The organism is Acinetobacter guillouiae, assembly GCF_002370525.2.
Lineage (GTDB): Bacteria > Pseudomonadota > Gammaproteobacteria > Pseudomonadales > Moraxellaceae > Acinetobacter > Acinetobacter guillouiae.
This window is the reverse complement of the sequence record NZ_AP014630.1, coordinates 1,203,497-1,216,375: the sequence shown is the minus strand read 5'-3', so window position 1 is coordinate 1,216,375 and position 12,879 is coordinate 1,203,497. Positions and strand designations below refer to the sequence as shown.

The following is a 12,879-nucleotide window of genomic DNA, read 5'->3' as shown; positions in this document are numbered from 1 at the left end:
CTTAGTCGTCCAGCATGGCAGACAGACAATGTACATACGCTTTTTTCATATAGCGTTTGACTGAACTTAGGGAAATATCCAATTTGACTGCAATCTCATCATATTTCAGCCCTTCAAGCTGCGCATAGAGAAAAGTATCACGTACCACCGCAGGCAGTTGCTCTAGCAATTGTGTCACTTCAAGCAAACTTTCGATAATCAAACAGTGCTGTTCTGGAGAGATTTCTTCGAGTTCAGGTTGTAGCGCCAACACGTCTAAATATGCCCGCTCAATATGCTTCCGTTGAATCCAATTGATCATCAAGCCTTTGGCTACAGTGGTCAAATAAGCACGTGGTTGCAATAATTCAATTTGCTGACGTCGTGCCATCACTCTTAAGAAAGTATCTTGTGCCAAATCAGCTGCATCAGAGCTATTGCCTAACTTTTTATATAGCCATGCATATACCCAAGAATGATGTTCTTGATAAAGTTGAGCAATATCATGATTGGGAAGCGACGCAGACATGGAAAAAGTTTATTTAAGCGAATGATAATTATTATCAGTAATTTAATGGCTAAATTCAATCATTATTTTCATCTTAACTATGTCCTTGTCCAACTCGCATTTTTTGCACAAACCAATCTGTAGCAGCTTATTTAGCTTTGCGGTTTAAATTGGACAGCCCTGAATGTCAATATATGCATACACTATTATTTGCTGACGGCAAAATCCTCAATCACCACGTGAAGTAGGCGAAGAAGTGATAAAAAAATTGGTGACTATACATTAAATGAAATTAGCTAGATTGGACATATTTTATGAGTGAAAGCTTGCAAAATATCACTTCATCTTAAAGTACTTGTGTGACACCAATAAAAATTTTCAACGCTTAAAAAACAGACACAATCCTAATCAAATTAAAAGACATTTCATTAATTAACAATAAATATCAATATGCTAAACAGAAATATTATGTTGACTCAGTTTTTGTATTAGATTAGTATTTTTAATGTAAATAATTATCATTATCATATAGCCAACAAAGCATTGTCCTTTCTAGCCACGATGATTGTCCATTTTTTTATCAAGCAAAGGATAAAGCAATGTTGTTATCTAAAATGAAAATAGGTCATAAAACCCTGATTGCCAGTTCAATCTGTACCATTCTTACAGGTTGTGGTGGGGGTGGCAGTGGTAGTGGAGACAGCAAACCGAACAATACTGCCCCAACAATTGATGCGATCAGCCCAGTGACCGTACAAACACTAGATAGTAAAAAAATTAGCGTTACGGCAAAAGATGCTGAAAACAACGCGCTTACCTATAGCATAAAAACAGCGCCAAAATTAGGCACTGCAAGCATTGACAGTAAAACAGGTGTGATCACTTATATTGCAGGCAATGTGGTTGGTGCAGATACACTTGTGGTAAGTGTCAGTGATGGTTCACTGAGCACAGATCTGAGCATTACGATTAATACTCAAGTTGAGTCGGTGTTTGATTATCAATTCTACAAAGTCACCAACCCAGAAACAGGTAATTCTCAAATTGTCCGTTATGACCCTAACAACGGCAAAGAAGAGTATTACAGCAGTATCAGCAACGTGATTTTAGGCAATCGTGTCTTTGTGATGAGTGCGGCAAAAGATGGCGATAAAACAGTTTATAAAAAACGTGAATATGGTATTTTCCTTGACCCAAATGCATCTAAAGAAATACGTACTTACACTCCAGCTGGCAAAACAACCGCAACTGAATATACATTCTATACCGACAATATTCTGAAACGTTTTGATGCAAGCAATCCAAACAGTCAAGCCACCATTTTTAGTAAAACATCATTACCAGCAACATTAACAACTGCAGGAATGACCGCGATTGGTGATACACAAACCATGTATCTCAATGAAACAGATATTGATAATTCTTATGTGCAATTGCGTACTTTTGCCAAACTACCCGATATTTTTAGAGGCGAGCTGTCTGACAATATTAAAAATGCCTATATCACTGTGCGTTTATCAGATGGCAAAGTGACACAGGGTCGAACCATTAAACAGGTTGTCAATAACACGACTGGTAAAACTGATTCAGTATTGGTCAACTACAGTGCTGCCTATGTCAAAGGAAGCTACCCAACCGCAAGTAATGAAGCTGCACGTTTACAAAGCTGTACCGTTGATTTGGTCACCTGTACTGATATTGGTGGAGGAACAGGTCAATACTACTTCTTAGCACAAAATGATAGCCATATTTATCTGGCAAAAGAAGGGGTAAAAACACTTTATGCTTATGATAAAACTGCAAAAACCTTAGCGAATGTAACAGGTGCAGAATATCCTGCAAATTATAATCCTGAACATCATCAACTTAAATTTGGTGGTGGACATGGTGGCGCGGGTATCTTTAGTAATTTCTTTAACATGCCAAATGTAGTCGATAATTTGGCAGAAGGTAATACTGGTTATTTATTGATTAATTATAACCTTGATACACAAAATGCCGTGTTCACCCATCAAGTATTTCGTGAAGCCTATGTCTATAAAAATGCCGAGATTCTTAAATTAACAGGCACCAGCGCAAGCAAAATTTATGATAATGGCACTGGTACGGATTTAGCCAATAATTCAGGCAATGTGGCTTTGTCATATAATCTGAACCTAACTGCGGTCAAAAATGGCTATTTATTTGTCGAAGCGGCCAAGCCATCTAAAGACAAGATGAACCTCAACTATCAACAAGGCTGGTTAAATACTGCAACCACAACCACAAAAACAGCATTGGATAATGCTGTCATTGATCAGGATATTCCATACTTTACTTCAATGCGGGTACCTGCGGTGGCCGTAGGTGATTATGTCTATGTCAATGAGACCAATCCAACTGCCACAGCAACCCGTGTTTATAACGTTTATAAATTACCACTCAATGCGCCAACAGCCAGCAAAACCAGCGTCACCCCAACGTTTGGCCGCATGTACTTTGAACGCACTGCATTCCGTGCCAATGGCATTTATGAAGGCAATGTATTGTTATGGAATAAACGTGCCAATCAGGCAACGGATACAGCTGACACAGTCGGTAGTATTGTCAATGCCACCACGGGCAAACTCATGGGTAACATCAAGGATTTAGAGGGTGGAGGTGGAATTACCAATGTCACTGCTGACGCTTCAGGTAATGCCACTTTGGCTGGGATTGGTGGTCTATTTGGCTTGCATATGACAGGTACTCATACGGGTGTTCCTTTACTGACCAGTGGCTTCTCGGAAAATGAAAAATCATTGAAAAGAGTCAATCAAATTAATGGTTCTTGGATCACTGACTAGGCCATACATACTCATTCAATCGGGTTGCTGTTTCCATTCTTAAGATGGGGCAGCAACCCTGCGTTTATTTTGACTGGATTTCTGTCATGAACACACCTCCCTTTCTCCCACGATATCTATTATTGGCCATGTGTATTGCTGGTGGATACTCTCCTTTCTATCATCTCTATGCAGCAGAAAATAAGAAAGATACCGATATAAATGATGAACACCCCACTAAACTACCTGTCATTGAAGTCACAGCAGAAAAAGTCCTCAAGGCAGAGCGACAAAATCAACAAGAAATGTTTAACAAACCCTATTCCAAACAGATCATCAGTCAGGAAAAAATTCAACAGGAAGGCTTAGCCGATGTCAAAGAAGCGATTCGGGATATTCCGGGAGTTTCCATTACCGAAACTGGGGCTTTCGGTAAAAATGTAAAAATTCGTGGTCTGACTGGGCAACGCGTGGTCAGTGTTGTTGATGGCATCAAAATCGCCAATCAAGGTTTAGACCATTCAGGTTCTGGTGAAATCAATCAGGTGGATATTAACAACGTTGAAATGATTGAAGTGGTAAAAGGTAGTCCTGCGGTGATTTACGACCCGGGTGCATCAGGTGGCGTCATTATCGTCAAGACCAAACCTGTACAAATGAGTCAAGGCATCGGGGTCAGTCAAAAATTCGCTTATGATGAGGGTTATGACAAAACCAGTTCGACCACCAGTCTAAACGCAGGCATGGATAATTTTGGTGCAAAGGTCACTTATACCAAAGAATCGTCCAATGACTATCGGGTCCGTGGTGATGCTGATAAAAAGTATGCGATTAGTAAAACCAATGCATTAAATGCCGTGAATAGCACAGTCACCGTCAAAGATTTGGGTTATGACGCCGAATCACTGAGTGCCAAATTATCAGGAAAATTTGCTACAGATAGCCAGATTGATCTCGATTATGATCAATGGATCGGTAAAGATATTGCATCAGCACATGGGAATACCATGCAAGATGCAATGGTGATGCTGTTGGCACGCAAAGAGCGTGAATCAAAATCCATCACTTATCGTAAAGACAATCTGGGTATTTTTAATAACTTCTCATTTAAATATAACAAACAGTCCTTATTAGAACGCCAACAAGAAGGCGGTTACACCGAAACCTTAGACAGTGATAATTTTAACGCCAATCTATTTTTAAACTGGCATCAATTACAAGCCAGTTTTGGTCTGGAAGCTGTTTTAGATAAAGCCGTCACTGCGGTGTATTCTGAACAAGATTATTATGCAGGTTTTACGAATTTAGAATATGACTTCGGCACATGGACAGGTTTTGCAGGAGTACGCGCCAATTATTGGGCAACCCGACAAAAATTACTGCCAGGTGCAAATGCTGAACTTGCCTCACAACTCATCGGTATTTCAGGAATTACCCCTGAAAAAACCATATTCGAACCAACATGGGCACTTGGAGCACAATATCACCTCACCGATACTCAAAATATTTCTGCCAACATCAGCCGTACTTTCCGCGCACCTGATTTGTATGAACGCTATACGTTTGGTGGCTTTTTGGGTGGAGGTTTAGCTTTACAACCTGAAGAAGGCTACCATGCCGAAGTGGCTTGGAAATACCTCAATGATCATTGGGCCTTAAATACCAGTGTGTTTTATAGCGACTTTGACCAATATATTTGGACGAAAACCAATCGTAGAGTTATTGATCGAGCGGGTTTAGAAAGTTGTATTCGTATCGGTAAATGCAATATAGCGACAGGCGATTTTAATGATCGTGAATCTGACTTTTTCCAAGACACCACCCGATATTATAATGCCGACCAAGTCAATAATTGGGGGATGGAATTCAGTGCCAATTATATGGATGAAGTGCATGACTTTGGTATTTCAGGTAGTTTTAATAAAATTGATTCTGAAGATGTTTTTGTACAAGCTGCGGCACATCCAATTGATATTAACAGCCATTATAAATATACCTTTAGCCAATTGCCGTTACAGCCATGGGTGAAAGGCAAAATTCAGACCGTATTTAATGAACCTCAAGTCATACAAAAAGGCGGCTTTGATTCTTATACCATCGGTAGCCTGTATGCGGGTTTTAATCATAAATATGTCAATTTAAGTGCGGGGATCCGTAACCTCGGCAATACCACCTATAGAGCTGCGTATAGCGGTTTAAATGGTCTGGAACGTACTTATTTTATCAATGCTGAATTTAAATGGAATAATTATAAATGAATGTAAATTTTTGGGTTGTTGCCCTCGCCTGTAAAAAGAGATTCAACATGATGATCATCTAACTCAATCTGATCTGTTCTATTTCAATCCAAAATTTATATAGAGTCCGTGAGACAAAATCTAAGCAAAAAAAGACCCTTAAAAATTTAAGGGTCTTTTTCAATATTTGGCGGAAGCGGTGTCCGTATAACACTTGTATTCGTTGTGATGGCATACTTTTAGCTATGTCTCTGACAGCTTTAATGAGGCAGAAATGATAATTTTTTTGTCAATTTCACATCTCGTTCACACCGATTTATCTACAGTATAAATAAGATTCAAAATGGATAATGATCGTGAAAAACCCAAAAAAAATCTTTGCCTCTATGTTGGCACTGATGTGTTTATCCGGATGTAAAAGCATTCCAAGTTATTCCTCAGATTATAGTGTCGCCAGAAATAATATTACGGGTATGACATTGACAGAAACCCAAGCATTAGAGATTGGTACTCGTTTCATATCTACCTTCAATACTTTAGGTACACCGGAATTCATAAATAAAGCCAGTTCTCTGTATGCAGAGCACCTTTTTATCAATGACACACTTTCCCAGTTCTCATCAAGACAAAATTTACTAGAACATTTCAAAGGTATGAATAAGCGTGTTAGCAATGTCAAAGTAAAATTATTGAACACTACCTATCAGCAAGATTCTGCATATATACATTGGTATATGGCTTATGAGTTCAAAATTTTTGGTGTGCAAAGAAAAATGGCATCATATGGCATTAGTGAAATTAAGGTAAATAAAGATAACCAAATTATTTTTCAACAAGACTTTTGGGATCCTGCAAATGGTCTATATCGTCAATTGCCTTATGTAGGAGGTGCTTATTCATGGTTATTAGCATTCAAAAAATCATCTTAAGTATTGTGTGTATGACTGGTTTATCCATCAGCACGTCAACAACTCATGCTGCCTCTATACAACAATGTGCAACAGCTGCCCTTTTAATCGGGAAAAAACAAGTCGGTCAAGTAAGCTACTTTGCAGAGTCTTGTAAAAAAGCCTGGGATATGCAAAGTATTCAAATGAATTTTTCTTATACTCAAGATATTCCAGAATGGGCATTTAAACGTGCAGCCACACATTTTTTAAAGAAAAATATTCCTGATTTTAAAGAGACATCTCCCCTGAACCAAATTACACAGCTTTATAAACCAGTTAAAAATGGCGATTTATACACTTTAAGCTACGTCCATTCATCCCACACATTAACCCTTTTACTGAATCAGAAAACATTAGGTCATCTCCAAAATGATCATGCCAATCAATATTTTAAAATTTGGTTAGGTTCACAGCCTTTTAATGCTAAATTGAAACAACAGCTCTTAAATTAACGACATAAAGTTATTGTAATGACAAAGCATTTTATCCTTATGGTCGAAGACCATTACGAATTAGCATCTACCCTCTGTGAGTTTTTAGAAGCACATGGTTTTGTAATAGATCATGCGCGTAATTTAGACACAGCTCGAAATTTATTAAAACACAATCCTTATCACATTCTGTTATTGGATATTAATTTACCTGATGGCTCAGGTTACGATCTCTGTCATTGGTTAAGGAAAGAACAAGGCTTAGATATCCCCGTACTCATGCTCACAGCACGTGATACCTTAGATGACAAAATGAAAGGTTTTAGTTCAGGTACCGATGATTATTTGGTCAAACCATTCGACTTTAACGAATTGGTTATGCGAGTTCGGGCTTTGATTAAAAGATCAATGGGTGAGGTTTCTAATAGCCAATTACAAATTCACGACCTAATTTTAGATAGTGCACGACAAACTATTAGCCGAGCTGGTCAAAATATTGAACTTCCACCAATTCAATTTAAGCTCTTGAAGTTATTGATGAGAAACTCACCTAAAGTCATTACTAAACAAGAAATTGTAATAGAATTATGGGGTGATACAGAGCCTGAAAGTGATGCACTGCGCAGCCATATTTATAATTTACGTAAAATGGTTGATAAGCCTTTTGATCAGAAATTGATTCATACAGTGTCAGGTGTTGGCTTAAAAATTTCGCTTGAACTAGACTCACTTAGTTAAGATAAACCACCACGACCAATCCCGTGGAAGGCATTAAAGCAATATCATTGTGAATAGTTAAATAATATTGACGATCAAACAACTCCACACGCCAACCCAATTGCCTAGACAATTTCTGTACTAATTGTAGTCCAATACCATGCCCTTTGGTTTGTAACTTTAATTGAGGGCAAGATAACTCGTGTACTTTAACGTCATTGGGTAAATTGATGCCTATACCATTATCGGCGATCAGGACTTTATTTTTTTGCACAATAATATCAATTTCTGAACCTTGAGAATAATTTAAGGCATTACGTAAAATATTGCCAAAAACCATTTTTGTCATAGATGGATACAATAGCCGTGTCTGTTCGTTCAGATCCTGTTGAAGATTGATCTGTATTCCCTTGACCTGCCCCACACTTTCTAAATCAACTTGTAATTCATGTAATATATTGAATATTGATCTGTATTCTGGAGTGAGCGTATTGGTGGTATTACGCGCAATTGCCAATAAGGTATCAACCAGTAACTGCATATCTTCAATGGTATTACCCAGACGAATAAAAGCTTTGTTATCGCCATAACGGGCTTGGCAAAGCTGAACATTGCCTTTTAGAACTGTTAACGGTGTCCGTAGTTCATGACTAACATCACTGCTAAACTCACGTTCACGATTAATAAATTCACTCAAAACCTGATGATATTTTTCTAATGCTTGTTTTAAATATTCTGCTTCCATATTTGCATCAGTGCTGATGTCTTTAAAAGGTGATGCTTCTTTGTTCTGATGTTCCCAATCGATGTTTTCTAAAGCATTGGCAAGTCGAGTGATCGGAGAAAAATAACGACGCGCACGCCGATTCCACCACCACAACACACTATAAAGTACAAACAAACTCAGCATTAACGGTGCTAAACCAAACAGCCATATCAGTTTATTGACATTACTTTCACCAAAAACCAAAAGAACATGCTGCCCATTACGCTCACCATAGACGGTCATACGTTCTTTACCATCGACAAAATGGCGACCAACTCCTGCTTTTAAATGCATGTTTTGAAAGCTGGTGGGGGTTACATTACTCCAGCGATATCCATATAAATTTTTGGTGTCAGGCAAATCTGCATTTGGATTACGTTCCACGCGCATCCAATAATGTTCCATTTCCTGTTCAAGCGCAGTTTTCAATAACGTGCCTTTAATCACCCATGCACTACATGCAATACCAATCACAATCGACAAGGCGATCAATCCGATTTGCAACCAGTAATAACGATTAAAAACTTCACCCAAGGGATGAGTACGGTTGCCCTTAAAAAGCCTCAGCATAAATATATCCCTTGTATGACCCACTGAACAACACATTCAATTTAGATTATACGGCTTTCTTATGAAACAAAAAGTGACCAATCACCCATTCTTGCCCTTGTTCAAAACCAAACAGTTCAGCACAAGCCATGAAGAAGATTCGCCAACGTTGCCACCAAGCTGCTGCATCTTTGCCATAGGTTTTTTCAAATAATGGTTTTAAACGTTGTTGCTGTCGATCCATATTTTCAAGCCAAGCATTCGCCGTTCTTTCATACTGCGTACCTGACCACTGCCAATGCTGTTCTAACTGCAAGTGATCTTGAAAATGTAAGAAAGTTGATGCAGATGGCATCAGGCCACCACTAAAAAAGTATTTCGACATCCAATCATATTCATTTTTAATTTCAAATGGATAATGCAAAAAACGATGGCAAAAAATATGACACCACAATAATCCATCAGGTCTAAGCCAAGTATTTATTTTTTCAAATAACTTTTGATAATTACGCACATGCTCAAACATTTCCACCGACACCACACGATCAAATGAACCGCTTTCAAGTTCTAGCACATTGACATCGCAGGTGATGACCGTCAAATGATTGAACTGTCGTAGTTTAGCTTGTTGTTGAATATAGGCTCGTTGGGTTGTGGAGTTCGATACAACAGTAATCTTTGCATTTGGATAATGCTCTGCCATCCATAAACTTAAAGATCCCCAACCACAGCCAACTTCCAAAATATGTTGACCATCTTTTAATTGTGCCCGTTCACAATAACCTGCTAAAGCCAATTCTTCGGCTTCATCCAAACTCGTTTGAGCATCGCGAAATAAACTCGCACTATATTTTAAGCGTTTACCCAGTACTGCCTGAAAAAACTCAGTGGGAAGCTCATAATGCTGTTGGTTGGCCTTATCCGTTTCAATCGCAATTTCACTGCACTTTAGCATACGCAGGACATCCATATAACGCTTGCTGCCCTGTTCAGGATCATAACGACCTTCTTGAATTAAGCGCTTTTTACTTAAGCTCCGTATCGCTGCACGTATCGCCTGATCTGGAACCAAGCCACTTTCGACCAGTTTTAAAGACTGCTGAATAATAAAATCCATGTTGTGATCTACTCTTTAGGTTGCCACGGAATAAACATTGACGTTCGTTGTTGATAATCTCGGTAATTTTGACCACGATGACGTAATGCTTGTTGTTCGCTAAACGGAATACCTGTGATGTAATATAAAAATGCCCACATCAGTAATGGATAAATCCATAACAGATAAAGCCCTGCGGCCAAACCTAAAATGGGGTAGGCAAACCAATGTAACCATTCAAAAAAATAATTTGGATGCCGTGAATACTTCCATAAACCTTGATCCATGGTTTGACCGTGATGATCTGGGTTCTGTTTAAAATGATACAGTTGTTGATCAGCCGTGCTTTCACCAATGAAAGCCAGCAACATAATGATTATCGCAACGACCAATGCCCAATTCGTCCATTCATTCCACTGTGTAGCTGGGGAACTCAGTAAGGACAGCATAGGGTAAGAAAACAAAAGCGCCAGTCCTGCTTGAAACATAAAAAAGCTCAAAAAGCCCAGATGTTTAAATTGCCCCATTGCACGACGCATATTGGCATAACGACGGTCTTCTTCTGTTTCATGCCAGTAACGGCGCACTAAATGCGAAGTCAAACGTAAGAACCAAATGCTGCTTGCAAGTCCAATAAATATACGTACAGCGATAGGTGCTGTATTCAGCAAAAATGCTGCAATGATGACATTCAGCGTAATACAGAAACTCCATGCAACATCGACTAAACCTGCACGACTGTTATAGGTCACGATGAGCCAACATATCAGCATAATCACGACATCTAGTAACAACAACTTGAGTAACATTTTGCTCACCCCTTGGCATATCCATGGATGTTTAAAAGTTAATAAACGTTGGCTTCAAACAACATATGCACATCACTAATCACTCCTTCTTTAAAACCGCCCTCGCAATAGCACAAATAAAAATCCCACATCCGAATAAATTTTTCATCAAATCCAAGTGCTAGAACCTGTTCACGGGCAGCTAAAAAGTTTTTCCGCCAAAGATGTAATGTTTGTGCATAGCTTTGCCCAATATCTTCTAAATGTTTTAAACGCAATTTTTGTTCAGATGCAGTTTGAGTTAATACACTGATGCACGGAATAAAGCTGCCAGGGAAAATATAACGTTTAATATAATCCACAGTTTTTAAGGCTTTTTTATAACGTGCATCCTCAATGGTAATCGCTTGAATCAGTCCTAATCCTTGCGGTTTCAACAAACTGCAACATTGTTTAAAATAGGTTGATAAATATTGCTCACCTACTGCCTCAATCATTTCAATGGAAACCAGTTTGTCGAATTTACCTTCCAGTAAGCGATAATCTTTTAATTGCACTTCTACCCGATGTGCTAAACCTGCTGCTTGAATCCGGGCTACTGCTTCATCATATTGCGCTTGTGAAATAGTAATCGTAGTCACTTTACAACCATAATTTTGTGCAGCATAAAGGGCAAAACCACCCCAGCCACTACCAATTTCGACCAAATGATCCATCGGTTTTAGTTGTAATTTTTGACAAATCAAATCTTTTTTATACTCAGAAGCTTGCTCCAAAGTCATTTCAGCATCTTTAAACACAGCACTGGAATACATCATTGATGGATCAAGAAATAATTTAAAGAAATCATTGCTCAGGTCATAATGATCTGCAATATTTTTACGGCTGCCATCAATTGAGTTGTTGCGTTTTTTATACCAAGCTTTTAAAAAAAATTGACTTGCCTGAGCAATAATATTTTGATTTAGCGTATCCAAAAGATCACGATTACGTGCCAAAATTTGAATCATCTCAACCAAATGATCAGTACTCCAATAACCTCGAATATAGCCTTCGGCTGCACCTAAAACGCCATGCTTAAAAATCAAGTCCACCAGTTTTTTATCATGAACCTGAACAACCGCAATTAACTCCATATTGTCGCCGACAAAACCATTCCACACCCCTTGAAATATAATTTGACCATGACGGAGCTTTAATAAACTTTGTAAAACCAAAGGCAGTGAGTCTTGTTCAGTGGAAATAAGTGCTTTCATGGCATTGTTTTTCCTTTGTCTTTTTTAGGATGTCGATAAAATGGTACTTTTTTCCTCCATAAGCGAAAAGCATTCAGATAAATTCCTGCCATCATTTTGAAAGGTTCAAAGACACTGTAAATAGCATATCGATGCTGCTGTGAAGAAACTGTGATGGGTACTAATAAAAATTGCATAGTCGCGTCAAATTGCAGTACATCTTGTTGAAAAAGTTGCATATGAATGACATTTTGCTGGCTAGAAAAACTAAAATTCCACAGGTAATTCATGTCCATTGGCATAAAAGGCGAGACATGAAATGATTTTTTAAACTTGAATCGATAGCTGCTAAACTGCGAATGTTGTACTACTTTGTTACGACAATCATGCACATATACTTTACGTTCATCCCACGGCGTGTTGGTTATTTCACTCAGAATAAACAGTGGCTGTTCATGGGCATCAAAAATAAAATAAAAAACCACTGAGTTAAAACGAAAACCTAAAGTCCGCGGTAGCGCTAAAACTCGGATCTGTGTATCTGAAGCCACTAAACTATTGGCTTGTTTTAATATTATTTTTTGAATCTTTTGCCGAATTGAACCATGTTCTTCGATTAAAAAATCATTTGGATCAAGTTTAAGCAGATTCCATCGGCTAGATGACCATAAATAAGATTGCTGGGTAATAGATAGGATTTGATCTGGATCAAACCATAAATAATTCAACTGAGCTTCAAATTTATGTGACTTAGGCAAATAGCGTCGATGCCGTATCACTACAGGGGCTACAGCGAGTTTAGTCATCAACATTGCCTAC

Annotated in this window: 11 protein-coding genes; 5 read left to right on the top strand and 6 right to left on the bottom strand. The window is 38.3% G+C overall.

Annotated elements, in window-relative coordinates; translation table 11 throughout:
* Nucleotide 1 precedes the first annotated feature (1 nt).
* The gene (locus AS4_RS05705) at nucleotides 2-508 is read right to left on the bottom strand and encodes a sigma-70 family RNA polymerase sigma factor (RefSeq protein WP_034615906.1); all 507 of its coding nucleotides are present in this window, start codon (nucleotides 506-508) and stop codon (nucleotides 2-4) included.
* Between the two features lie 578 nt (nucleotides 509-1,086).
* Between AS4_RS05705 and AS4_RS05700 the strand changes: the two genes are divergently transcribed.
* From AS4_RS05700 to AS4_RS05680, 5 genes are all read left to right on the top strand, one after another.
* The gene (locus AS4_RS05700; protein WP_096733487.1) at nucleotides 1,087-3,312 is read left to right on the top strand and encodes an Ig-like domain-containing protein; all 2,226 of its coding nucleotides are present in this window, start codon (nucleotides 1,087-1,089) and stop codon (nucleotides 3,310-3,312) included.
* Between the two features lie 86 nt (nucleotides 3,313-3,398).
* Nucleotides 3,399-5,549: a TonB-dependent receptor plug domain-containing protein gene (locus tag AS4_RS05695; protein WP_096733486.1), complete on the top strand. Its 2,151-nt coding sequence runs from the start codon at nucleotides 3,399-3,401 to the stop codon at nucleotides 5,547-5,549.
* 329 nt (nucleotides 5,550-5,878) lie between these two features.
* Nucleotides 5,879-6,457, top strand: a complete 579-nt coding sequence (locus tag AS4_RS05690; protein ID WP_096733485.1) for a DUF2358 domain-containing protein — start codon at nucleotides 5,879-5,881, stop codon at nucleotides 6,455-6,457.
* The gene (locus AS4_RS05685; protein WP_096733484.1) at nucleotides 6,427-6,930 is read left to right on the top strand and encodes a chalcone isomerase family protein; all 504 of its coding nucleotides are present in this window, start codon (nucleotides 6,427-6,429) and stop codon (nucleotides 6,928-6,930) included. The genes AS4_RS05690 and AS4_RS05685 overlap by 31 nt, the downstream gene beginning before the upstream one ends.
* A gap of 18 nt (nucleotides 6,931-6,948) precedes the next feature.
* Nucleotides 6,949-7,647: a response regulator transcription factor gene (locus tag AS4_RS05680; RefSeq protein WP_096733483.1), complete on the top strand. Its 699-nt coding sequence runs from the start codon at nucleotides 6,949-6,951 to the stop codon at nucleotides 7,645-7,647.
* On the opposite strand, the gene AS4_RS05675 is transcribed toward AS4_RS05680, so the two are convergent.
* From AS4_RS05675 to AS4_RS05655, 5 genes are read right to left on the bottom strand one after another with little or no spacing between them, the layout of a single operon-like run.
* Nucleotides 7,640-8,962, bottom strand: coding sequence for a sensor histidine kinase (locus AS4_RS05675; protein WP_096733482.1), 1,323 nt, complete (start codon nucleotides 8,960-8,962; stop codon nucleotides 7,640-7,642). The two genes, AS4_RS05680 and AS4_RS05675, sit on opposite strands and share 8 nt — an antisense overlap.
* A 46-nt stretch (nucleotides 8,963-9,008) precedes the next feature.
* On the bottom strand, nucleotides 9,009-10,058 hold the full coding sequence (locus AS4_RS05670; protein WP_096733481.1) for an SAM-dependent methyltransferase: 1,050 nt from the start codon (nucleotides 10,056-10,058) through the stop codon (nucleotides 9,009-9,011).
* 8 nt (nucleotides 10,059-10,066) lie between these two features.
* Complete coding sequence (locus AS4_RS05665; RefSeq protein WP_096733480.1) at nucleotides 10,067-10,846, bottom strand: DUF1295 domain-containing protein; 780 nt, start codon at nucleotides 10,844-10,846, stop codon at nucleotides 10,067-10,069.
* A 38-nt stretch (nucleotides 10,847-10,884) separates the two neighbouring features.
* Nucleotides 10,885-12,081: an SAM-dependent methyltransferase gene (locus AS4_RS05660; protein WP_096733479.1), complete on the bottom strand. Its 1,197-nt coding sequence runs from the start codon at nucleotides 12,079-12,081 to the stop codon at nucleotides 10,885-10,887.
* On the bottom strand, nucleotides 12,078-12,872 hold the full coding sequence (locus tag AS4_RS05655; RefSeq protein ID WP_096733478.1) for a DUF1365 domain-containing protein: 795 nt from the start codon (nucleotides 12,870-12,872) through the stop codon (nucleotides 12,078-12,080). Before AS4_RS05655 ends, AS4_RS05660 begins: the two co-directional genes overlap by 4 nt.
* Nucleotides 12,873-12,879: the final 7 nt, after the last annotated feature.

Coding starts and splice junctions, on each gene's coding strand:
- AS4_RS05705 (WP_034615906.1), bottom strand. CDS start 508: ATGTCTGCGTCGCTTCCCAATCATGATATTGCTCAACTTTATCAAGAA.
- AS4_RS05700 (WP_096733487.1), top strand. CDS start 1,087: ATGTTGTTATCTAAAATGAAAATAGGTCATAAAACCCTGATTGCCAGT.
- AS4_RS05695 (WP_096733486.1), top strand. CDS start 3,399: ATGAACACACCTCCCTTTCTCCCACGATATCTATTATTGGCCATGTGT.
- AS4_RS05690 (WP_096733485.1), top strand. CDS start 5,879: ATGATCGTGAAAAACCCAAAAAAAATCTTTGCCTCTATGTTGGCACTG.
- AS4_RS05685 (WP_096733484.1), top strand. CDS start 6,427: ATGGTTATTAGCATTCAAAAAATCATCTTAAGTATTGTGTGTATGACT.
- AS4_RS05680 (WP_096733483.1), top strand. CDS start 6,949: ATGACAAAGCATTTTATCCTTATGGTCGAAGACCATTACGAATTAGCA.
- AS4_RS05675 (WP_096733482.1), bottom strand. CDS start 8,962: ATGCTGAGGCTTTTTAAGGGCAACCGTACTCATCCCTTGGGTGAAGTT.
- AS4_RS05670 (WP_096733481.1), bottom strand. CDS start 10,058: ATGGATTTTATTATTCAGCAGTCTTTAAAACTGGTCGAAAGTGGCTTG.
- AS4_RS05665 (WP_096733480.1), bottom strand. CDS start 10,846: ATGTTACTCAAGTTGTTGTTACTAGATGTCGTGATTATGCTGATATGT.
- AS4_RS05660 (WP_096733479.1), bottom strand. CDS start 12,081: ATGAAAGCACTTATTTCCACTGAACAAGACTCACTGCCTTTGGTTTTA.
- AS4_RS05655 (WP_096733478.1), bottom strand. CDS start 12,872: ATGTTGATGACTAAACTCGCTGTAGCCCCTGTAGTGATACGGCATCGA.